At 71.4% G+C, this 20,556-nt stretch carries 21 protein-coding genes; 8 read left to right on the top strand and 13 right to left on the bottom strand.

What is annotated here, in order from left to right:
• Positions 1–422 precede the first annotated feature (422 nt).
• Both CRP49_RS25630 and CRP49_RS25625 read left to right on the top strand, forming a co-directional pair.
• Positions 423–1,370, top strand: coding sequence for an ABC transporter substrate-binding protein (locus CRP49_RS25630; RefSeq protein WP_097255518.1), 948 nt, complete (start codon positions 423–425; stop codon positions 1,368–1,370).
• A 239-nt stretch (positions 1,371–1,609) separates the two neighbouring features.
• A complete protein-coding gene (locus tag CRP49_RS25625; RefSeq protein WP_097255517.1) occupies positions 1,610–2,047 on the top strand; it encodes a cell division protein SepF in 438 nt (145 codons plus the stop codon).
• 37 nt (positions 2,048–2,084) lie between these two features.
• On the opposite strand, the gene CRP49_RS25620 is transcribed toward CRP49_RS25625, so the two are convergent.
• Both CRP49_RS25620 and CRP49_RS25615 read right to left on the bottom strand, forming a co-directional pair.
• The gene (locus tag CRP49_RS25620; RefSeq protein ID WP_097255516.1) at positions 2,085–3,269 is read right to left on the bottom strand and encodes an acyl-CoA dehydrogenase family protein; all 1,185 of its coding nucleotides are present in this window, start codon (positions 3,267–3,269) and stop codon (positions 2,085–2,087) included.
• Positions 3,270–3,337: 68 nt separating this feature from the next.
• A complete protein-coding gene (locus tag CRP49_RS25615; protein ID WP_097255515.1) occupies positions 3,338–4,975 on the bottom strand; it encodes an MFS transporter in 1,638 nt (545 codons plus the stop codon).
• Positions 4,976–5,234: 259 nt separating this feature from the next.
• Between CRP49_RS25615 and CRP49_RS25605 the strand changes: the two genes are divergently transcribed.
• Positions 5,235–6,470 carry a mannosyltransferase family protein gene (locus CRP49_RS25605; RefSeq protein ID WP_097257527.1) on the top strand — a complete coding sequence of 412 codons (1,236 nt, stop codon included), beginning with the start codon at positions 5,235–5,237 and terminating at the stop codon, positions 6,468–6,470.
• A 239-nt stretch (positions 6,471–6,709) separates the two neighbouring features.
• The gene (locus CRP49_RS25600; RefSeq protein ID WP_097255513.1) at positions 6,710–7,738 is read left to right on the top strand and encodes a phosphatase PAP2 family protein; all 1,029 of its coding nucleotides are present in this window, start codon (positions 6,710–6,712) and stop codon (positions 7,736–7,738) included.
• A gap of 107 nt (positions 7,739–7,845) precedes the next feature.
• Here the strand turns inward: CRP49_RS25600 and CRP49_RS25595 are convergent, their stop codons facing one another.
• The 3 genes from CRP49_RS25595 to CRP49_RS25585 form a co-directional block, all read right to left on the bottom strand.
• Entirely contained in the window at positions 7,846–8,061 is a 216-nt protein-coding gene (locus tag CRP49_RS25595; RefSeq protein WP_097255512.1) for an I78 family peptidase inhibitor, read from the bottom strand.
• A gap of 337 nt (positions 8,062–8,398) precedes the next feature.
• Positions 8,399–9,391, bottom strand: a complete 993-nt coding sequence (locus CRP49_RS25590; protein WP_097255511.1) for a YafY family protein — start codon at positions 9,389–9,391, stop codon at positions 8,399–8,401.
• Between the two features lie 100 nt (positions 9,392–9,491).
• On the bottom strand, positions 9,492–10,178 hold the full coding sequence (locus tag CRP49_RS25585) for a transglycosylase family protein (RefSeq protein ID WP_097255510.1): 687 nt from the start codon (positions 10,176–10,178) through the stop codon (positions 9,492–9,494).
• A gap of 540 nt (positions 10,179–10,718) precedes the next feature.
• Here CRP49_RS25585 and CRP49_RS25580 point away from each other — a divergent pair.
• Positions 10,719–11,504 (top strand): hypothetical protein, encoded by a 786-nt coding sequence (locus tag CRP49_RS25580; RefSeq protein WP_097255509.1) that lies wholly within the window; start codon positions 10,719–10,721, stop codon positions 11,502–11,504.
• Between the two features lie 152 nt (positions 11,505–11,656).
• Positions 11,657–12,052, top strand: coding sequence for a hypothetical protein (locus CRP49_RS25575; RefSeq protein WP_094216680.1), 396 nt, complete (start codon positions 11,657–11,659; stop codon positions 12,050–12,052).
• A 60-nt stretch (positions 12,053–12,112) separates the two neighbouring features.
• Here the strand turns inward: CRP49_RS25575 and der are convergent, their stop codons facing one another.
• The 5 genes from der to aroH all read right to left on the bottom strand — a co-directional run bounded on the left by der (position 12,113) and on the right by aroH (position 16,574).
• Positions 12,113–13,594, bottom strand: a complete 1,482-nt coding sequence (gene der, locus CRP49_RS25570; protein ID WP_097255508.1) for a ribosome biogenesis GTPase Der — start codon at positions 13,592–13,594, stop codon at positions 12,113–12,115.
• A 77-nt stretch (positions 13,595–13,671) separates the two neighbouring features.
• Positions 13,672–14,259 carry a 1-acyl-sn-glycerol-3-phosphate acyltransferase gene (locus CRP49_RS25565; protein ID WP_257033694.1) on the bottom strand — a complete coding sequence of 196 codons (588 nt, stop codon included), beginning with the start codon at positions 14,257–14,259 and terminating at the stop codon, positions 13,672–13,674.
• A gap of 53 nt (positions 14,260–14,312) precedes the next feature.
• Complete coding sequence (gene cmk, locus CRP49_RS25560) at positions 14,313–15,005, bottom strand: (d)CMP kinase (RefSeq protein ID WP_097255506.1); 693 nt, start codon at positions 15,003–15,005, stop codon at positions 14,313–14,315.
• Positions 15,006–15,123: 118 nt separating this feature from the next.
• A complete protein-coding gene (locus CRP49_RS25555; protein ID WP_097255505.1) occupies positions 15,124–16,209 on the bottom strand; it encodes a prephenate dehydrogenase in 1,086 nt (361 codons plus the stop codon).
• Positions 16,206–16,574, bottom strand: coding sequence for a chorismate mutase (gene aroH, locus CRP49_RS25550; RefSeq protein WP_094216675.1), 369 nt, complete (start codon positions 16,572–16,574; stop codon positions 16,206–16,208). Before aroH ends, CRP49_RS25555 begins: the two co-directional genes overlap by 4 nt.
• 184 nt (positions 16,575–16,758) lie before the next feature.
• Here aroH and CRP49_RS25545 point away from each other — a divergent pair, with 184 nt between their 5' ends.
• Both CRP49_RS25545 and CRP49_RS25540 read left to right on the top strand, forming a co-directional pair.
• Entirely contained in the window at positions 16,759–17,163 is a 405-nt protein-coding gene (locus CRP49_RS25545) for a Rieske (2Fe-2S) protein (RefSeq protein WP_097255504.1), read from the top strand.
• 22 nt (positions 17,164–17,185) lie between these two features.
• Complete coding sequence (locus CRP49_RS25540; protein ID WP_097255503.1) at positions 17,186–17,929, top strand: DNA polymerase beta superfamily protein; 744 nt, start codon at positions 17,186–17,188, stop codon at positions 17,927–17,929.
• Here the strand turns inward: CRP49_RS25540 and CRP49_RS25535 are convergent.
• From CRP49_RS25535 to CRP49_RS25525, 3 genes are read right to left on the bottom strand one after another with little or no spacing between them, the layout of a single operon-like run.
• Entirely contained in the window at positions 17,855–18,604 is a 750-nt protein-coding gene (locus tag CRP49_RS25535; RefSeq protein ID WP_097255502.1) for a DNA polymerase beta superfamily protein, read from the bottom strand. The genes CRP49_RS25540 and CRP49_RS25535 overlap by 75 nt on opposite strands.
• A gap of 4 nt (positions 18,605–18,608) precedes the next feature.
• Positions 18,609–19,631, bottom strand: coding sequence for an ADP-ribosylglycohydrolase family protein (locus tag CRP49_RS25530; protein ID WP_097255501.1), 1,023 nt, complete (start codon positions 19,629–19,631; stop codon positions 18,609–18,611).
• Positions 19,628–20,347, bottom strand: a complete 720-nt coding sequence (locus tag CRP49_RS25525) for an NUDIX domain-containing protein (protein ID WP_097255500.1) — start codon at positions 20,345–20,347, stop codon at positions 19,628–19,630. The genes CRP49_RS25530 and CRP49_RS25525 overlap by 4 nt, the downstream gene beginning before the upstream one ends.
• Between the last annotated feature and the right edge of the window lie 209 nt (positions 20,348–20,556).

Genomic DNA, 20,556 nt, shown 5'->3' with positions numbered 1-20,556 from the left:
TGGGAGTCCCTCCCGCTCGAGCGAAGCCGAGAGTGGGGGACGAACACGGTGGGTGCCTTCACACAGGTGCGCCGCGCGGCGCGGATACGGCCGAGCCCCTCAGCAGGGCCGTTCATCGAGAGTACGTGGGCGTTTCGGTGCGCTGTCAAGGCCGTCCACACTGTGAGCCGTACGTCTCAACTCAGTTGACGCAGAACCGGATGCCTGTTCCACTTGGCCCATGCATCCACAGCAGTGGCTGGTCACCCGCTCCCACATCGACTTCGGTCGCGTGTGGTCCTCCTCCTGTTGAGCTGACCCCCTGCGCGCCCGCCTCCGAGCGGGCCCATGCGTTCTTCCTGTTCTCTCTTTCGTCTTTGCCTTCACACGCGCACCCCCTCCCCTCGCGCTTCTTCACGCCTTCTGCCAGGAGACCGCTTTCGATGCGTACGCCTGCCCATCGCCATTTCCTGCCCTTCGCCGTCATCACGTCCGCCGCTCTGCTGCTCACCGCCTGCGGCTCCGGGTCCGGTGGCTCGGGCGGGACGGACGCCGCCGACGTGGCGGCCGCCTCGGACAAGGTGCCCACCACGGACGTGATCTCCGCCGTCAAGAAGGACGACGCGGCCGCGAAGCTGCTGCCGGCGGGCGTCACGAGCCTCACCGTCGCGGTCAGCGTCGGCGGCACCCCGCCCGGCACCACCTACCTGAACGACGGCAAGACGCTGACCGGCCAGGACGTCGACTTCACCAAGGCGGTCGCCAAGTCGCTCGGTATCGAACTCAAGGTGGAGCAGGCGAGCTTCGAGGCGATCCTGCCCGCCCTGGACAGCGGCAAGTACGACTTCGGCGCGAGCAACTTCGGCGTCACCGACGAGCGCCGCAAGACCATCGACTTCGTCACCTACATCAACGACGGCCAGGGCTTCGCCGCCCGCAAGGACAGCAAGCTGTCCAGGATCACCGACCTGAAGCAACTGTGCGGCCTGAACGTCGCGACCGGCGCGGGCACGACCTTCGAGGCCACGCTGGAGGAGAACAAGCACGTGTGCACCGACGCCGGCAAGAAGGCGTACCAGGTGCAGACGTACTCGGAGGAGGGCGCGATCTGGTCCTCGGTGCAGCAGGGGCGCAGCGATGTCGTGATGTCCACGATCAACGGCCTGCGTTACGCGGTCGCCCACCAGCAGGGGGTGAAGTTCCTCAACGAGTACCACCGCCTCGACGTCGGCTTCGCCTTCAAGAAGGGCACCAAGCTGGCCCCGGCCTTCCAGGCGGCGGTCAACGAGCTGATCGCCGACGGCACGTACGACAAGATTCTCAAGAAGTGGGGGACGACGGGTTCGGCGATCGGCAAGTCGCGGATCTCCCCGCCCGAGCTGAAGAACTGACGTTCATTCACCCGTACGCTCCGAGCCTCACCCATCCGCCTCCGACAATCATATTTCACTCTCAGTCAGCAGCCGTATGAGTCAGGACCCTTGGGACACAAGGACTCTCGACGGATCGCCTCTGCACCAGTACCGTCACAAACCCCCCGCGCGGCGTCTATCCACTTGGCGCGCCGTCCGCATCATGGATGACCATAGGGATGCGGAAGCAAGAAGGACCGCTGTGAGAGGAGGCGTCCATGGGATCGGTACGCAAGGCGAGTGCGTGGCTCGGCCTCGTCGACGACAACGATGACGAGCGCTACTACGACGACGACTACTCCGAGGGCACCGAGTCCGGAGCCGCCTGGGTCACGGACCCGCGGGTGAAGGTGGCCACGGACACGGCCGAGGAGAAGGGCCGCCGGATCGGCACGGTCACCCCGGACAGCTTCCGGGACGCCCGCGCCATCGGCGAGCTGTTCCGGGACGGTGTCCCGGTGATCATGAACCTCACGGTGATGGAGCCCGCCGACGCCAAGCGCGTGGTGGACTTCGCGGCCGGACTGACCTTCGGCCTGCGGGGCACGATCGAGCGGGTCGCGAACCGGGTCTTCCTGCTGACGCCGGCGAACACGGAGATCATCAGCGGCGAGCCGGCGGCGCGGCGCGAGGACGGATTCTTCAACCAGAGCTGAGGCAGGGCCGCTCACCGGCCCTGCCCCGCTGCCGAGGTCAGCGGAAGGCGTCCAGCCCGGTGAGCGCCTTGCCCAGCACGAGCTGGTGCATCTCGACGGTGCCCTCGTAGGTGAGCACCGACTCGAGGTTGGTCGCGTGCCGCATCACGGGGTACTCGAGGGAGATCCCGTTGGCACCGAGGATCGTGCGCGCCGTACGGCAGATCTCGATGGCCTCGCGGACGTTGTTGAGCTTGCCGAAGCTGACCTGCTCGGGACGCAGGCGGCCGGCGTCCATCCGCCGCCCCAGATGGTGGGCGAGCAGGATTCCCTTGTGCAGTTCGACCGCCATGTCGGCGAGCTTGGCCTGGGTGAGCTGGAAGCCGCCGATGGGCCGCCCGAACTGCTCCCGCGTCTTCGCGTACTCCAGAGCCGCCTCGAAGCTGCTGCGCGCCGCGCCCATCGCGCCCCAGACGATGCCGTAGCGGGCGTGCGAGAGACAGCTGAGCGGTCCGCGCAGACCGGTGACCTCGGGGAGGACGGCGGTGGCGGGCAGCCGTACGTCGTCCAGGACGAGTTCGCTGGTGACGGAGGCGCGCAGGGACCACTTGTGCTTGATCTCGGGCGCCGAGAAGCCGGGGCGGTCGGTCGGTACGACGAACCCGCGGATCCCGTCCTCGGTCTGCGCCCAGACGACGGCCACCCCGGCCACGGAGCCGTTGGTGATCCACATCTTGCGGCCGTTGAGGATCCAGTCGTCGCCGTCGCGCTTGGCGTGGGTGCGCATGGAGGCGGGGTCGGAGCCGTGGTCGGGCTCGGTGAGCCCGAAGCAGCCGATCACCTCGCCGGAGGCCATGCGGGGCAGCCACTCCTGCTTCTGCTCCTCGCTGCCGAACCGGTGGATCGCGTACATGGCGAGCGAGCCCTGCACGGAGACCAGCGACCGGATGCCCGAGTCGGCGGCCTCCAGCTCCAGGCAGGCGAGGCCGTACTGCACGGCCGACGCGCCCGCACAGCCGTACCCGGTGAGCGACATGCCGAGGGCGCCGATCCCGCCGAGTTCGCGCGCGAGTTCCCGGATGCCGGGCAGCTCGCCCTTCTCGTACCAGTCGGCGACGTAGGGCAGCACGCGGTCGGCCGCCCAGCTGCGGACCGTGTCCCGTACGGCCAGGTCCTCCGGGTCCAGGAGGTCGTCGATCCCGAGCGGGTCGGCGGCGTCGAACGGGGGCAACTTCGCGGACATGGAACACCCTCCGGCACACTGAGGCACGGTGAAAACTAGCATCGCTAGTTACGACTGTGCAGCCGACGTTACGGTGCGCTGTCCCGCACGTCCAGAGCCGCCACGGCGACCCTCGGCTTCTCGGCCTCCCTCGGGGCCGGCAGCTCCACCTCGGCGGACTCCTCCCCGCACTGCATGATCCGGGGCAGCCGCAGCGCCATCACCGCGCCCAGCAGCAACAGGCCCGCGCTCACCAGCAGGGTCACATGCAGCCCGTGCACGAAGGAGTCCCGCGCCGCCCGGCGCAGGGCGGCCCCCACCGGCCCGCCGAGCCGCCCGGCGACCTCGTAGGCCTCGCCCAGCGAGTGGCCCGCCGCGTCCGACGCGCGCGAGGGGACGCCCGGCACCGACGCGAGACCGGGCGCGTAGGCCGCGTTCATCACGCTGCCGAGCAGCGCGATCCCGATCCCGGCCCCGAGCTGGTACGACGTCTCGCCGATCGCCGCGGCTCCGCCGGCCTGCTCGGCCGGCGCCTCGCTCAGCATCGACTCGTACGCCCCGAAGAGGGTCGTCTCCAGGCCGAACCCGAGCAGGACGAAGCCGAACAGCAGCAGGCCCGCGTTGTCGTTCGCGCCCATCGCCGTCAGCGTCAGCACCGCCGCCGCGGTGAGGCAGAAGCCGAAGCACACCATCCGGCGCGGTCCGAAGCGGCGCAGCATCCGCGCGCCGGCGAGGCCCGCCGCCATCGCCGCGACGGTCAGGGGCAGCAGCCTGAGGCCCGTCTCCAGCGGCGACAGACCGAGCACCAGCTGCAGATACTGCGCCGCGATCAGCTCCAGGCCCACCAGCGCGAGCATCGCCAGCACGATGCAGCCCACCGACGTGCTGAACGCCGGGCGTCGGAACATCCGCAGGTCCACCAGCGGGTGCGGGCGCCGCGCCTGCCGCCGTACGAAGAGGAAGAGCAGCGCGGCACCGGCCAGCAGCGGCACCAGGGTGAACGGGCTCGCGGGCGGCTCACCGCCGCCGAGCCGCTTCACGCCGAGCACGACCCCGAACAGGCCGACCGCCGCCATCAGCGCGCCGACCACGTCCCACGGGCCGTTGCGGTCGCCGCGCGACTCGGGCAGCAGCATCCGCCCGACCGGCAGGCTGACCAGCATCAGCGGGATGTTGACGAGGAAGACCGCGCCCCACCAGAAGTGCTCCAGCAGGAAGCCGCCGAGCAGCGGACCGACCGCCGCGCCGACGGCCGCGACCGCGCTCCAGACACCGATGGCCAGCGCGCGCTCGCGCCGGTCCGGGAAGACCTGGCGGAGGATCGACAGCGTCGCGGGCATGATCATCGCGCCGCCGACCCCGAGCAGCGCCCGGGCGAGGATCAGCGTCTGAGCGGTCGGTGCGAAGGCGGCCACGGCGGAGGCGACACCGAAGAGGGCGTAGCCGAGGAGCAGGATGCGCCGGCGGCCGACCCGGTCGCCCAGCGTGCCGAACAGGATCAACAGGGAGGCGCAGACCAGCGGGTAGATGTCGACGATCCAGAGCAGCTCTATCGCGTCGGGCCTGAGGTCCTCCGTGACGGCGGGGACCGCCACGTGCAGCACGGTCGCGTCGAGGGCGACGAGCAGCAGGCTGACGCAGAGGACGACGAGGACGACCCAGCGGTTGGCACCGGCCCCGGCCTCCCGACGGCGCGGCCGTACGGCAGCCGTGGTCGTCCCGGACATGTACTACCTCCCAGATGATCCCTCGCGAGCTGCGGATCGGCGGGGTGGGGACTCCCCGTCGTACGGCCGGAGAGGAGCGGTGTCTCCGGCCCGCGCAAACCCACGCGGGTGACTCGTCAGCGTACGCGAGTTCGCCGCGGGGACACGTGGCGGACCTCTCACACGCAGGAGCGAACCCGTGTGGCGTACGCCACCCCGCCCGCTCTTGACCACGCCCCGGCGGGCGGCCCGGTTCCCCGTCCGGTCGATAATCGAGCCCGTGACCGATCTTGACACGTGCGTGGCACCACCCCGCACCCCCGCCCTGCGCCGGGCGGCGCCGGCCCTCCTCGGGTACGCGGCCGTCCGCGCCCTGGGCCTGGTCGTGCTGGCCGTGTGGAGCGGCGCGCGCGGCAAGAGCGCGTACACGCTGCTGACCGCGCGCTGGGACTCCCTCTGGTACACCCGGGTCGCCGAGCTGGGCTACGGCTACGAGGTGCGGCTGCCGAACGGCGACGTCCACTCCAACCTGGCGTTCTTCCCGCTGCTGCCCTGGCTGGAGCGGCTGCTGCACGCGGTCACGCCGCTGTCGTACGCGGACGCGGGTTTCGTCGTCGCCCTGCTCGCCTCGCTCGCCGCGGCCTGGGGGATCTTCGCGGTCGCGGACCACGTGTACGGGCCGAGGGTGGGCGTCTGCGCGGTGCTGCTGTGGGCCGTGCTGCCGGTCGGGATCGTGCAGTCGATGGCGTACAGCGAGTCCTTGTTCACGGCGCTGGCCGCGTGGTCGCTGTACGCGGTGCTGACCGGCCGGTGGGTGAGCGCGGGCGCGCTGGCCGCGCTGGCGGGGCTGACCCGGCCGGTGGGGCTCGCGGTGGTCGCGGCGGTGTGGGTGGCGGGCGTGGTCTCGTTCGTGCGAGATCGAAGCGCGCGGGGCGCGCACGGCGCACGAAACGGCGAACACGCCCCCGCTCCGGCGGACACCACGCACGCCGAGCGCAGCCCCACCACCGGCGCACCCGCCTGGCGTCGCGCCCTCGGCATGCTTCTCGCGCCCCTGGGCGCCGCCGGCTATGTCCTCTGGGTCGGCCACCGCACCGGCAAGGGCCCGCTCGGGTATCTCGATGTGCAGGCCGGGTGGCGCAACGGGTTCGACGGCGGGTACGCCTTCGCACGCTTCGTAATCGACAAGTTCACGTCATTTCCGTCGGCTCTCGCCGGCGCGGGCCTGATCATCGGTGTGGCCCTGCTGATCTGGCTCTACGTGACCGGCGTCCGCCAGGGCCAACCCATCCCGCTGCTGGTGTACACGGGTGTCGTCCTGGCCCTCGCCCTGTGCGCGTCGAGTTACTTCGGGTCGAAGCCGCGGCTGCTGATGCCGGCCTTCCCGGTGCTGTTCCCGCTCGCCCGCGCTCTGGCCCGGCTGCGGACGTCCAGGTCGGCGCTGGTCACAGTGGGTGTGGCGGTGGCGACGGCGGTCTACGGCGCCTTCTGGCTGAACGGCTCCGGTCCCCCATGATCAACTTCGGCGGTTCGATGAGCACGCTCTGAATTCCATCCCATGATTCGGTGAACGAATTCATAAGCGCCATAAAACCGGACCCCCGGCATGATCAAAGGAATTGCAGGAAGCGACCCTCGCAGGATTCGGAATCCCAGGAATTCGGATGGCTCCTGAGAGGTTTCCCACATCACATCGTCATCACAAAGCCGCTGTTTCGACCGGGAACAGAGCTCACTCGCTGTAACGTCGATTGGGTGCGTACCGAACGAAACCTCACCCGGAGTCTGGACCGGGTGTTCGCCAGGCTGGACCGTGAGCCGGAACGACCGGCTCACATCGATGTGCCGCGGATGAGCCGGCACCGGGTCGTGCTGTTCACCGCGACCCTCGCCTTTTACCTGGCGATCGTGTGGGCCGTGGTGATCACCTCCTGGCTGGTCCGGCTCGACTGGCAGGTCATGTTCTTCCGGCCGTACCAGCAGTGGCCGCAGATCCACGCCTTCCTCGACTACTACGTGGTGCTCGGCCAGCGCGGCCCCACCGCCGTGATGGTCGCGGCCTGGCTCGGCTGGCGCTCCTGGCGGCAGCACACCCTGCGCCCGCTGCTGACCCTGGCCGCCTCGCTGCTGCTGCTGAACATCACGGTCGGCGCCGCCAAGCTCGGCATGGGGCGGCTCGGTCCGCACTACGCGACCGTGATCGGCTCGAACGAGATGGGTCTGGGCGGCGATATATTCCCCAGTGGCCACACCGCCAACGCGGTGGTGACCTGGGGAATCCTGGCGTATCTGGCCTCCTCCCCGAGAGCGCGCCGCTGGCTGTCCGCGCTCTCCGCGGTCACCTCGCTCGGCGTCGGCCTCACCACCGTCTACCTCGGTACGCACTGGCTGAGCGACGTGCTGCTGGGCTGGGCCGCGGGCCTGCTGATCCTGCTCGCCCTGCCCTGGTTCGAGCCGCTGATCACCATGGCCGAGACCGCGCTCTTCGACCTGCGCGACCGCTGGCGCGCCCGCCGCGGCCGTACGGTGCCCGCGCCGGCCGTCCCGGTCACGCCCTCGCCGGTGCTGCTCAAGCCGCGGCCCGCCGAGCGGGCCGCCGCCCCGGCGCGCGAGCCGGTGTCGCCGGTGCGCGGCTCCCGGGCCCCGATCCATCTGGCCCCGGGCCCGCACACGGCCCGTTCGGAGCGCACCCCGGTCACCCCGGCGGGCAGCCGCCGCCCGCCGCACGCCGACCGCCTCCCGCGCGGCACCTCCCAGCCGGCCCGCCCCCTGACGGGCAACTGACGCTCCACCACGGCGCCGGGGCCGGTACGCACAGCCAACCCCCGCCATGACGAAGGCCCCGCTCCCGGCAAGGGGGAGCGGGGCCTTCGTCGTGCACGCGAGGAGTCTCAGCCCTTCCAGGCGCGGGTCACCCGGCCGCTCCGTACCTCGAAGTTGAGCCGGCCCACCCGGTACTCCATGGTGATGATCGTACCCGGCGGCAGCGACCGTACCGTCGACCACCCGCGCTCCCGAGCGATCCGCTCGGCGCTGGCGGCGTCGAGGCCGACGTACCCGTCCGGACTGTCCTGGGGCTCCGCTGGCGGAGTGGGAATCGGTGCCATGCGGCCACGCTAGGCCGCATCGGCCGGCGACGGAAGCCGGAACCGGCGGACCACGTCATGGGTCCCCTTCCGGTCACGCTTCTGTCACAGGTTCCCGACACGCGTTTCCGTCGAACTCCGTCACACGTACGGGGGTTTCCATACCGCTCACCGGGGCAATCGAACAGAATTCCCGCGTGCCGGAGCAGCCCCTCGAATTACCCGGCGGAATGCGCCGCGGCGCGGATCGGAGCGGGTCCGGGATGCGATTCCCCGCGGAATCCGGCGCCATGCCGGACGAGCTGACACCGCATAGGAAATTCACGGATCCAGCACACAACCGACGTACGCCCCGTCGTCACCCGGTACCCGGGCCGGGCCCGGCGGCCCGCGCCAGTGCGGCGTCCAGCCGGTCCCGGACCCTCCTGATCACCTCGTTCAGCTCGACGGGCTCCAGCACCTCGAAGGGGACGCCCGTCATCATGATGTGAATGACCATCACCTCCAGGTTCGGGGCACCGCTGCGCAGGATGCACGCGTCCTCGCCGTCGGCCTCCAGCATCCCCGCGGACGGCGAGATCCGCTCGGCGGCCTCCCTGAGCGGCACCAGCAGCCGGACGGTGGAGTGCGTGGCGTACGCGCTCGTGGAGACGCCCTTCGACACATAGGCGGCGAGATCCTCGGCGGGCGGCTCGCGCGGGACGAAGCGCGGGCCGTGCGGCGGCTTCGGCGTGATGCGGTCGACGCGGAAGGTCCGCCAGCCCTCCCGGTCCACGTCCCAGGCGACCAGGTACCAGCGCCGCTCGGTGCACACCAGCCGGTGCGGCTCGACGGTACGGCGGCTGGCGGCGCCGTCGTGGCTCAGGTACTCGAAGCGCAGCCGCTCGGCGTCCCGGCACAGATGGGCGAGTTCGGTGAGCACGGCCGGGTCGACGGGGGTCGACGGCGGACCGCCGCGCAGCATCGGCACGGTGAAGGCGTTGAGGGCGCCCACCCGGCGGCGCAGCCGGTCCGGCAGCACCTGTTCCAGCTTGGCGAGGGCGCGTACGGAGGTCTCGCCGATGCCCTCGATGCCCTGTCCGGCGGCGGTGCGCAGACCGACGGCGACGGCGACGGCCTCGTCGTCGTCCAGCAGTAGCGGGGGCAGTTCGGCACCCGCGCCGAGCTGGTAGCCGCCCCCGGTGCCGGGGCTCGCGTTGACCGGGTAGCCCAGCTCGCGCAGCCGGTCCACGTCCCGGCGGACGGTGCGCGGGGTGACGCCGAGCCGCTCGGCGAGTTCGGCGCCGGACCACTCGCGATGGGCCTGGAGCAGCGAGAGCAGGCGCAGCAGTCGTGCCGAGGTCTCCAACATGGGGCCGAGTCTGCCAGCGGATGCGGACAGCCGCTGTCCTCATTCAGGACAGCGGCTGTACCGGTCAGGTGGCCGGGGTGACCGGCACCCGTCGCGTGCTTCAGAGCGCGAGGCGCTGGCCGGGCACGATCAGGTTCGGGTCGTCGCCGATGACCTTCTTGTTGACGGCGTACACCCGCTGCCAGGTGGTCCCGTGCCGGGCGGCGATGGCGCTCAGGGTGTCGCCCTCGCGGACGGTGTAGTCACCGCGGGACGCGCTGCGGTCGGTGTGGCCCGCCGGGCGCTCCGGCGCCTTCGCCGGTACGGACTTCGCGGGGGCGGACTTCGTCGGCGCGGACTTCGTCGTCGCGCTGTTCTTCGAGGAGTTCGTACCCGAGGAAGCGGTCGTCGGGGCCGTGCCGGAGGCTCCGGCCCGGGCCGAGCAGACCGGCCAGGCGCCCCAGCCCTGGGCGTGCTGGACCTTGGTGGCGACGGCGATCTGCGCGCTCCTGGAGGCCTGGTCGGCCGTCGGGGCGTAGGCGGTGCCGCCGTACGCGCGCCAGGTGCCGGCGGAGAACTGGAGCCCACCGTAGTAGCCGTTGCCGGTGTTGATGTGCCAGTTGCCACCGCTCTCGCACTGGGCGATGCGGTCCCACACTCCGTTGTCCGCCGCGGCGGCGTTGCCGGTCGCGGCGAGCAGCCCCAGCGGGGCCAGCAGCACCGCCCCGGCGAGGGCGGCCGTCGTACGGCCCTTGCGGGCGCTGTCGTGACGAGCGGTGTTGCGGGTGGTATCGGCACACTCGGACATGTAATTCCCTCTCCACGAACCCGGGCTCCCCCAGGCGGAGCGCGCCTCACCGCGCAGGACCGCGGTTCCTCGCGCCCGCCCCGTCCGCCGCGGCCGGTGCCTTGATCGTGCTCTGCCTGGTGCCGGCCGGCGGACGTTCCCGAGCGGTGCTCGTTGCACACGGCGGAGGAATCTAGGGAGATCGGGCCGCCGATATCAACCAACTCCCTGTCATTCCAGGCCAGTTCGTGGTTACCCTCGGTATCGGCAATTTTCGGCCAGCCATTTCATCCACTGATTTCCTGATTTTTCGACCACCCGTTCAGGCGATGTGTGACCCACTTCACCCTTTCAAGTTCCTTGACTGTGAACAGAGTTGACCGTGAGTGGCCAATTCCGTACCGAAGGTGACCCTGTGCGGTGGATGGTTCGATTCCGTTCTCCCCTGGGCGTGACCACCACCACAGGACGCCCGTTGTCTTCTTCATGAGCCCGGAACCCCGGGGCTCAGGGGCCGGGAGCCACCCGGCCGACCCAGCACCGCATCCCGAGGGAGCCACCGTGCCGCGCATGCTCGACGTCAGTGACGCAGTACGCGCCGAGATCGGCGACGAAGAAGCCGACCGGCTGCTCGCCGGAGAGAACGCCCCGGGCAGTTACGACTGCACGTCCTGCCGCACCCCGGGCGACTCCGAGCAGGAGCGCACCAGCACCGTTCTGTTCGTCGGCGACGAGACCGCCGTCCTCGCCTTCGCCCACGCCGGCTGCCTGCCCTCGCAGGTCGTCCAGGTCACCGAGGAGCAGCTGCAGGGCGCGGTGCGCTCCATCGGCGGCAGCGCCCCCGGCGTGGGCGAGCCGCACAAGGCGGTGCCCGAGCAGGCCGTGCTCGGCGTGACCAGCGGACTCGTCCTCATCGAGGGCGAGTTGCACCCCGCGCTCGTGGTCGAGCCGACCGCGCCCATCGTGCGTCCCGGCTCCACCGCGGTCGGCGACGACTTCCTTCCGCTCCTCATCGAGCAGGGCTACATGCCGGTGACCGAGCTGGTGACCGTTCCGCCGGTGCTGCACGGCTGGTCGGTGCTGCTCGCCGTCGGCCAGCTGCACGCGGTGCTGCAGCCGGGCACCAACGGTGGACAGCCGGTCGCCTGGTGGCAGGCGCATCAGCCGCTGCAGGTGACGGACAGCTGGCGGGCCGCCGCCAACAAGCACCAGCAGGTGCTGATGTTCGCGGCGCCGGTGGGGTCCATCGGGCGGCAGCCTCGGGAGGACCTGCTGCGGGCGTCTCTCGACAAGGCGGCGGCGAACGGGAAGTTGGTGGCGGCGGCGCTTCCTCTTGCGGGGACCTGACAGTCGCCCAAGGGGTGGGGGCTGCGGTGCCTTCGCGAGTGCGGGTGCGTGGTGGTCTCTCGCGCCCACGCGGCGGAGCCGCATATTGATGCAGCCCCGCGCCCCTATTTGTCGGACCGCATCTCTTTAGGGTGCCCGTCGTTTGGACATACGTGCACGCATACGACGCTCCCCCGCCCCTCCGGTCCGGCTTCTCCTCCATTCCGTCCGCGCGGGCGGGGCAGGAGGTTGTGGGCGCATCGGCCACGCCGATCTACGACTCGCTCTACGCGGAGTGGGTCAAGACCTTCCGTACGCTGCCGGGTGACCGCAGCGGCGAGGAGGGGCTGGACTTCACGGCCTTCGGGAACATGCCGCACAGCACGGGCTCGTACGGCGGACACCGGCCGGGGTCGTTCAGCAGTTCGTACAGTGCCTACAGCGCGGGGGCCTACAGCGCGCGGCAGCAGTCGCAGTGGCAGCGGGTCGGCACCCTCGGGCGGCAGCAGGACACCGGGATGCACCACGTTCCGGCGGGGCTGCCACCGGCTCCGCGCCGGAGTGTGTGACGTACGGCGAAGGGCGGCCCCTGGAGCAGGGGCCGCCCTTCGTCATGCGCCGGGGAGGTACTACTTCTTCTTCGCGCCGCGCTTCTCGCGCACCCGCACCGAGATGTGGATCGGGGTGCCGTCGAAGCCGAACTCCTCGCGCAGGCGGCGCTCGATGAAGCGCCGGTAGCCCGCCTCGATGAAGCCGGAGGCGAAGAGGACGAACCGCGGCGGCTTGGTGCCGGCCTGGGTGCCGAACAGGATGCGCGGCTGCTTGCCGCCCCGGACCGGGTGCGGGTGGGCCGAGACCAGTTCGCCGAGGAAGGCGTTCAGGCGGCCGGTCGGCACGCGGGTCTCCCAGCCGGCGAGCGCGGTCTCGATCGCCGGGACCAGCTTCTCCATGTGGCGGCCGGTGCGGGCCGAGACGTTGACGCGGGGTGCCCAGGCGACCTGGCCCAGCTCGGTCTCGATCTCCCGCTCCAGGTAGTAGCGGCGCTCCTCGTCGAGGGTGTCCCACTTGTTGTAGGCGATGACCATCGCGCGGCCGGCCTCGACGGCCATCGTGATGATCCGCTGGTCCTGCACGGAGATGTTCTCGGAGGCGTCGATCAGGATGACCGCGACCTCGGCCTTCTCCACGGCGGCCGCGGTGCGCAGCGAGGCGTAGTAGTCCGCGCCCTGCTGGAGGTGGACACGCTTGCGGATGCCGGCGGTGTCGACGAACTTCCAGGTGACGCCGCCCAGTTCGATCAGCTCGTCGACCGGGTCGCGGGTGGTGCCCGCCAGCTCGTTGACGACGACGCGCTCCTCGCCGGCCACCTTGTTGAGCAGCGAGGACTTGCCGACGTTCGGGCGGCCGATCAGGGCGATACGGCGCGGTCCGCCGACCGCGCTGCCGAAGGTCTGCTCGGGTGCCTCGGGCAGCGCCTCCAGGACGGAGTCGAGCATGTCACCGGTGCCGCGGCCGTGCAGCGCCGAGACGGGGTGCGGCTCGCCGAGGCCGAGGTTCCACAGGTAGGCCGCGTCGGCCTCGCCGCTCGGGCCGTCGACCTTGTTGGCGCACAGCACGACCGGCTTGCCGGCCTTGCGCAGCAGTCGTACGACCGCCTCGTCGGTGTCGGTGGCGCCGACCTTGGCGTCCACGACGAAGACGACCGCGTCGGCCGCCTCGATCGCGTACTCGGCCTGGGCGGCGACGGAGGCGTCGATGCCGAGGACGTCCTGCTCCCAGCCGCCGGTGTCGACGACCTTGAAGCGGCGGCCGGCCCACTCGGCCTCGTAGGTGACGCGGTCGCGGGTGACGCCGGGCTTGTCCTCGACGACCGCCTCGCGGCGACCGATGATCCGGTTCACCAGGGTCGACTTGCCGACATTGGGGCGGCCGACGACGGCGAGCACGGGCAGCGGGCCGTGGCCTGCCGCCTCGATGGCGCCCTCGACGTCCTCGATGTCGAAGCCCTCTTCGGCGGCGAGCTCCATGAACTCCGCGTACTCGGCGTCGCCGAGCGCCCCGTGCTCGTACTCGTGCTCGGCCGAGCCGTCGGGCTGGATCTGGTCGCTCATGAAGTCCGTACCTCGTCGTTCATCGTGGTGATCGGTGGAACGACCCTTTATGGGCTGATCCACTACTCAAGTGTCGCCTAGCGCCCGGTCAGGCGCCTGGCGTTTTCCAGGTGGCTGGTGAGCTGCTTCTGGATGCGCTCGGTCGCCTCGTCGAGCGCCTTGCGCGTACGCCGTCCGCTGCCGTCGCCCGCCTCGAACGGGTCGCCGAAGACGACGTCGACGCGGGAGCGCAGCGGGGGCAGTGCCTTTATCAACCGGCCGGGCCGGTCGGAGCTTCCCAGGACCGCCACGGGCACGATCGGTGCGCCGCTGCGGACCGCGAAGTAGGCGAGCCCGGCGCGCAGCGAGGCGAAGTCGCCCTCGCCCCGGGTGCCCTCCGGGAAGATGCCCAGCACTCCCCCGTCCTCCAGGATGCCGAGGGCCTGGGTGATCGCCGTGCGGTCGGCCGAGGTGCGGTCCACCTTCAGCTGGCCGATGCCGGTCAGGAAGGCGTCCAGCGGGCCGATGAACGCCTCCTTCTTGATCAGGAAGTGCGTCGGCCGGGGCGCCACGCCCATGACCATCGGGCCGTCGACGTTGTGGGAGTGGTTCACGGCGAGGATCACCGGACCGGTCGCGGGCACCTTCCAGGCGCCGAGCACGCGCGGCTTCCACAGCCCGTACATCAGGCCGACGCCGATGCGCCGGCCGACCTCGGCGCCCCGCTCGGACGGAAGGCTCACTTCCCGGCCCGCTTCTCCTCGACCAGGGTGACGACGCACTCGATGACCTGGGCGAGGGTGAGCTCGGTGGTGTCCACCTCGACGGCGTCGCCGGCCTTGGCGAGCGGCGAGGTCTTGCGGCTGGAGTCGGCCGCGTCCCGCTTGATCAGCGCCTCGCGGGTGGCGTGGATGTCCGCGCCCTTCAGCTCGCCGCTGCGGCGGGCCGCGCGGGCCTCCGGGGAGGCGGTGAGGAAGATCTTCAGGTCGGCGTCCGGCAGCACGGTCGTACCGATGTCGCGGCCCTCGACCACGATGCCGTACTCGGCGCCGGAGGCCAGCGAGCGCTGCAGCTCGGTGATCCGGGAGCGCACCTCGGGCACCGCGCTGACCGCGCTGACCTTGGAGGTGACCTCCTGGGTGCGGATCGGGCCGGCCACGTCGACGCCGTCGACCGTGATGGTCGGGGCGGCCGGGTCGGTGCCGGAGACGATCTCCGGCTTGCCGGCGACGGCCGCGATCGCGGTCGGGTCCTCCAGGTCGATGCCGTTGGTCACCATCCACCAGGTGATCGCCCGGTACTGGGCGCCGGTGTCCAGGTAGCTCAGGCCCAGCTGGGCGGCCACGGCCTTCGACGTGCTCGACTTGCCCGTGCCGGAGGGGCCGTCGATCGCGACGATCACGGACTTGGCGGTCGGGGCGCCGTTTTCCACGAGGGGACACCTTCCTGGTGCGGTGCGGTGAGCGGGGTTGGGGGAGCGAGAGCGCCCTGCACAAGGTTACTGGGTGCGGGTGACCCGAACGGACGACCGCCCTTCGGCGCCGGGCGCCCTACTGCCGCAGGGCCCACCCTCGCTCGCGCAGCGCCTCCTTCAGCACCGGCGCGGCCTTGGGCTCGACCATCAGCTGGACCAGGCCGGCCTGCTGTCCGGTCGCGTGCTCGATGCGTACGTCCTCGATGTTGACCCCGACCCGTCCCGCGTCCGCGAAGATGCGGGCCAGCTGGCCGGGCTGGTCGTCGATGAGGACGACGACGGTGTCGTACACGCGCGGCGCGCTGCCGTGCTTGCCCGGCACTCGGACCTGCCCCGCGTTCCCGCGCCGCAGCACGTCCGCGATGCCCTGGCCGCCCTCGCGCCGCTTGTCCTCGTCGGAGGACTGCAGGGAGCGCAGGGCGCGGACGGTCTCGTCCAGGTCGGCGGAGACGTCCGCGAGGAGGTCGGCGACCGGACCGGGGTTGGCGGAGAGGATGTCGATCCACATCCGGGGGTCGGAGGCGGCGATCCGGGTCACGTCCCGGATGCCCTGCCCGCACAGCCGTACGGCCGCCTCCTCGGCGTGCTCCAGGCGCGCGGCGACCATGCTGGAGACCAGGTGGGGCATGTGCGAGACGAGGGCGACGGCCCGGTCGTGGGCGTCGGCGTCCATGACGACCGGCACGGCACGGCAGTGCGAGACCAGTTCCAGGGCGAGGTTCAGCACCTCGGTGTCGGTGTCCCGGGTCGGGGTGAGCACCCAGGGGCGGCCCTCGAAGAGGTCGCCGGTCGCGGCCAGCGGGCCGGACTTCTCCCGGCCGGACATCGGGTGGGTGCCGATGTAGGAGGAGAGGTCGAGGCCGCGGGCCTCCAGCTCGCGGCGCGGGCCGCCCTTGACGCTGGCCACGTCGATGTAGCCGCGGGCCACTCCCCGGGCCATGGCGTCCGCGAGGACACCGGCCACGTGGGCGGGCGGGGCGGCGACGATCGCGAGGTCCACCGGGCCGTCGGGGGCCGCGTCGGTGCCGGCGCCCAGCGCGGCCGCAGTACGGGCCTGCTCGGGGTCGTGGTCGTCAAGGTGGACGACGACGCCCCGCTGGGTCAGGGCGAGCGCGGCGGAGGTGCCGATGAGCCCGGTGCCGATGACGAGTGCGGTCCTCACTGGGCGATGTCCTTGCGCAGGGCGGCGGCGGCGCCGAGGTAGACGTGGGCGATGTCGGCGCGGGGCTTGTCCGACTCGATGTGCGCGAGCACCCGGACGACCCGGGGCATGGCGCCGTCGATGTCCAGCTCCTGGGCGCAGATCAGGGGTACATCGGCGAAGCCGATGCCGAGCTTGCGGGCGGCGGCCGCCGGGAAGTCGCTGTGCAGGTCGGGGGTGGCCGTGAACCAGATGCTGATCAGGTCGTCGGCGGTGAGTCCGTTCCGCTCCAGGATGGCGGTGAGCAGGGCGCCCACCTGCTCTTCCATGTGACCGGCCTCGTCCCGCTCCAGTTGGACGGCCCCCCGGACCGCTCGTACCGCCACGGCGCTGCTCCTCGCTGACATACGTATCGGCTCTTGGTCCGTCCAGCCTAGTCAGACCCGGTCGGCCGGGCGCGCGGCGACCGCCCGCTGAGACGGTTGATGCAAAGATGTCGCAAATCGGGACTTTCTTCCTGTCTGTGTTCTCTACATTCTCTACGTTCGGAGTGACGACATGAGTGACGGCATGACTTGCAGCACGACTTACGGCACGACGCGGCGCACGGTCCTCATGACGACGGGCGCGGTGGCGCTCGCCGCCGGCTGCGGCAGCGAGAGCACCAAGAACGACACGTCGCCCGGCAGCCAGGACCTGACGGAGACCGGTGCCATCCCGGAGGGCGGCGGCAAGATCTTCAAGGACCAGAAAGTCGTGGTCACCCAGCCGACGAAGGGCGAGTTCAAGGCCTTCTCGGCGATCTGCACCCACATGGGCTGCACGGTGAGCCAGGTGGCGGACGGCACCATCGACTGCCCCTGTCACGGCAGCAAGTACCACATCGCCGACGGCTCGGTGGCGCACGGCCCGGCGACCAAGCCGCTGCCCCCCAAGACGATCAAGGTGGAGGGAAATTCGATCCACCTGGCGTGAGCGGCCCCCGTACGCTCCCGGCATGCAGCCCGAAGATCTCGTACGCGACCACACGATCTACGCCTGTGTCATGGGCTCGCGGGCCTTCGGCCTGGCCACGGACGCCAGCGACACCGACCGCCGGGGCGTCTTCCTCGCCCCCACCCCGCTGTTCTGGCGGTTCGAGAAGCCGCCGACGCATGTGGAGGGGCCGGGCGAGGAGCGGTTCTCCTGGGAGCTGGAGCGGTTCTGCGAGCTGGCGCTGCGCGGCAACCCGAACATCCTGGAGTGTCTGCACTCCCCGCTGGTGGAGCACGTGGACGACACCGGCCGCGAGCTGCTGTCCCTGCGCGGCGCCTTCCTCTCCCGGCGCGCCCACGACACCTTCACCCGCTACGCCCTCGGCCAGCGCCGCAAGCTGGACGCCGACGTCCGTACGACGGGCGCCCCGCGCTGGAAGCACGCGATGCACCTGCTCCGCCTGCTGATGAGCGCCCGCGACCTGCTGCGCACCGGAGAGCTGCGGCTCGACGTCGGCGACCAGCGGGAGCCGCTGCTGGCGGTGAAGCGGGGCGAGGCCCCCTGGGCACAGGTCGAGGGCTGGATGGTCCGGCTCGCGGACGAGACCGAGGAGGCCCTGCACCGCACCCCGCTGCCGCCGGAGCCGGACCACGCGCGCGTGGCCGACTTCCTGCACCGGGTGCGCCGTGCGTCAGCCTGCCCGTCGGACGCGCACCACGAAGTCGTGCAGGGCGTCGTGCGCGCTGGGCGCGTCGGGCAGGGCTGAGGCGGCCTGCGCCGCGTCGAGCACGGCGTGCAGCCGCTCCACGTCGGCCTCCACGCGCGCGTGCTCGATGTCGGTGGTGCCGTGCTCCTGCTCCGCCTTGGCGGCTATCAGCTCGGGCAGATAGTTCGGCGCGTCCACCTGCTCCAGGAGTGTGGGCAGATGGGCCTGCACCTCGCCGCTGCGCATCAGGTGGACGCCGGTGAGCAGCACGCGGAACGTGTAGAGCAGCGGCTTGAGTTCGCCGGTCTTCTCGAACAGCCGCCACTGGGTCACCGCGAACCCGCGGTAGTGGTGGGCGTGGTGGCCGGTGAGGACGCCCGGCACCAGCGCGATCAGCTCCCGGTGCTCCTCGGTGGTGTGCGCGACCAGGGGCGAGAGCAGCTGCTCCAGCACGTAGCCGTTGCGCCGGAGCATCAGCCGTACGAACTTGCGCACGTCATGGGTGACGAGGTCCATCTCCACGCCGAACCGCACCCACGCCCGCGACCGTGTCTCCTCCGGCTCGCGCAGCCCGACCAGGTCGGCGGTGGGCAGCAGGTGGGCGCCGCGCAGGTCCAGGTCGGAGTCCTGGGACGGGAAGCCGTACAGGTGGGCTCCGGATACGGTCGCGAACAGCAGCGGGTCGGGCTGTTCGGCGATCACGGGCGCCAGGTCCAGGTCGAGGTCGTCGATCATGGGCCTAAGCGTCCCAGAGCGCTCCCAGGGCCAACAGGTCGCCCCGGTACTCGATCCGGTCGGCCCACTCGGTGGGCCAGGCGCCCGCGCCCAGCCAGGCGCCCGCGAAGGCGCCGGTGAGGCAGGCGATGGAGTCCGAGTCGCCCGCGGTGCAGGCGGCCCGGCGCAGGGCGGTGACGGGCTCGTCGGGGAAGAGCAGGAAGCACAGCAGCCCGGTGGCGAAGGCCTCTTCGGCGATCCAGCCCTCGCCGGTGGCCAGGCAGGGGTCGGTCTCCGGTGAGACCGTACGCACGGCCTCCTGGAGCCGGCCGAGGATCTCCAGGCACTCGTCCCAGCCGCGCGTGATGAAGTGCTCGGGGCTGGGGTCCTGGGAGCGGGTCCACAGGTCGCCGAGCCAGGTGTGGTGGTAGTGGCTGCGGTTGTCGTGGGCGTACGAGCGCAGCTGTCCGACGAGTCCGACCGGGTCGGTGCCCCGGGCGAGCAGGTGGACCGCGCGGGCGGTCAGGTCGGAGGCGGCCAGCGCCGTGGGGTGTCCATGGGTGAGCGCGGACTGCAACTGGGCGGCGCCGGCGCGCTGTTCGTCGCTCAGGCCGGGGGCGAGTCCGACGGGGGCGACGCGCATGTTGGCACCGCAGCCCTTGGAGCCGATCTGGCTGGCGTCCTGCCAGGCCCGGCTCTCCTCCTTCAGCAGGGCGCACGCGGTCAGGCAGGTGCGGCCGGGGGCGCGGTTGTTGTCCGGCGACTGGTACCAGTCCACGAACTCCTCGCGCAGCGGCCGCTCTAGCCGCTTCGGGGCGAGCACACCACGGTCCATGGCCGTCCTGAGGGCGCGGCCGACGGCGAGGGTCATCTGCGTGTCGTCGGAGACGAAGGCGCGCTGCGGCAGCTCCATCTCCCGCCAGGGCCCGCACTTGGCGAGGATCGAGGGCACGTCGTTGAACTCGGTCGGGAAGCCCAGGGCGTCCCCGAGGGCGAGTCCGGTCAGGGATCCGGAGGCGGCGCGCTTGCTCGTGTGGAACGTGGTCATGCGGGGCGTCCTTCCCGGGACGGTCGGAGCAGGGGCGGGTGCAGGCTGGTTGCGGTGCCCGCGCGGTAGAGGGCGGCCGGCTTGCCGCGGCCGCCGGTCAGCCGGGCGGCGCCGGGGACGGGTTCCACGAAGCCGGGCGTGGCAAGCACCTTGCGGCGGAAGTTGGGCCGGTCCAGGGCCGTGCCCCACACCGTCTCGTAGACCTGCTGCAGCTCGCCGAGGGTGAACTCGGGCGGGCAGAAGGCGGTGGCGACGCAGCTGTTCTCCAGCCGGGCGCCGATCCGTTCATGCGCGTCGGCCAGGATCCGGTCGTGGTCGAAGGCGAGCGGCCCGGCGGAGTCGTACGGCAGCCAGCGGGCCTGGGCCGCGTCACCGCCGCCGCGCGGCTCGGGGGGCTCGGGCAGCAGCGCGGTGAAGGCGACGGAGACGACCCGCATCCGGGGGTCGCGGTCGGGCTCGCTGTAGGTGCGCAGCTGCTCCAGGTGCAGCCCGGAGACGTCGTCGAGCCCGGTCTCCTCGGCGAGTTCGCGCCGGGCGGCCGTCTCCGCGGACTCGTCGGGCAGCAGGAAGCCACCGGGCAGCGCCCAGTGACCGGCGTACGGCTCCTGCCCGCGCTCGACCAGCAGCACGTGCAGGGCGCCTTCGCGGAGCGTGAGGACGGCGAGATCGACGGTGACGGCGAAGGGTTCGTAGGCGTACTTGTCGTAGCCCTCCATGACCCGGCACCCCCTTTGTTGCGGTCGGCTTCACGGTCAGTCCGACTAATAGTCGTTACGACCATAAAGGGCCCGCGCGTTGGTCCGCAAGCCCCTCAGCGCCCCCTGGAGCCCCGTTCGCGGCTACGCCGACGGCCGGTCCCGGAATACCCGGAACCGGCCGTCAGAACGCCACGCAGACACCGCGCAGACGCCACACAGGCGTCACG

This window comes from Streptomyces sp. Ag109_G2-15 (genome assembly GCF_900215565.1).
In the GTDB taxonomy this organism is placed as follows: domain Bacteria; phylum Actinomycetota; class Actinomycetes; order Streptomycetales; family Streptomycetaceae; genus Streptomyces; species Streptomyces diastatochromogenes.
The sequence above is the reverse complement of the archived record's forward strand: the minus strand, read 5'-3'. Positions and strand labels throughout refer to the sequence as shown.

Excerpts from the sequence above, each read along its gene's own strand:
- CRP49_RS25620 (WP_097255516.1), bottom strand. The coding sequence starts at position 3,269 with ATGTCCGCGAAGTTGCCCCCGTTCGACGCCGCCGACCCGCTCGGGATC.
- CRP49_RS25540 (WP_097255503.1), top strand. The coding sequence starts at position 17,186 with ATGCAGCCCGAAGATCTCGTACGCGACCACACGATCTACGCCTGTGTC.
- CRP49_RS25615 (WP_097255515.1), bottom strand. The coding sequence starts at position 4,975 with ATGTCCGGGACGACCACGGCTGCCGTACGGCCGCGCCGTCGGGAGGCC.
- CRP49_RS25595 (WP_097255512.1), bottom strand. The coding sequence starts at position 8,061 with ATGGCACCGATTCCCACTCCGCCAGCGGAGCCCCAGGACAGTCCGGAC.
- CRP49_RS25530 (WP_097255501.1), bottom strand. The coding sequence starts at position 19,631 with ATGACCACGTTCCACACGAGCAAGCGCGCCGCCTCCGGATCCCTGACC.
- CRP49_RS25630 (WP_097255518.1), top strand. The coding sequence starts at position 423 with ATGCGTACGCCTGCCCATCGCCATTTCCTGCCCTTCGCCGTCATCACG.
- CRP49_RS25565 (WP_257033694.1), bottom strand. The coding sequence starts at position 14,259 with ATGTACGGGCTGTGGAAGCCGCGCGTGCTCGGCGCCTGGAAGGTGCCC.
- CRP49_RS25625 (WP_097255517.1), top strand. The coding sequence starts at position 1,610 with ATGGGATCGGTACGCAAGGCGAGTGCGTGGCTCGGCCTCGTCGACGAC.
- CRP49_RS25590 (WP_097255511.1), bottom strand. The coding sequence starts at position 9,391 with ATGTTGGAGACCTCGGCACGACTGCTGCGCCTGCTCTCGCTGCTCCAG.
- CRP49_RS25545 (WP_097255504.1), top strand. The coding sequence starts at position 16,759 with ATGACTTGCAGCACGACTTACGGCACGACGCGGCGCACGGTCCTCATG.
- CRP49_RS25525 (WP_097255500.1), bottom strand. The coding sequence starts at position 20,347 with ATGGAGGGCTACGACAAGTACGCCTACGAACCCTTCGCCGTCACCGTC.
- CRP49_RS25585 (WP_097255510.1), bottom strand. The coding sequence starts at position 10,178 with ATGTCCGAGTGTGCCGATACCACCCGCAACACCGCTCGTCACGACAGC.
- CRP49_RS25535 (WP_097255502.1), bottom strand. The coding sequence starts at position 18,604 with ATGATCGACGACCTCGACCTGGACCTGGCGCCCGTGATCGCCGAACAG.
- der (WP_097255508.1), bottom strand. The coding sequence starts at position 13,594 with ATGAGCGACCAGATCCAGCCCGACGGCTCGGCCGAGCACGAGTACGAG.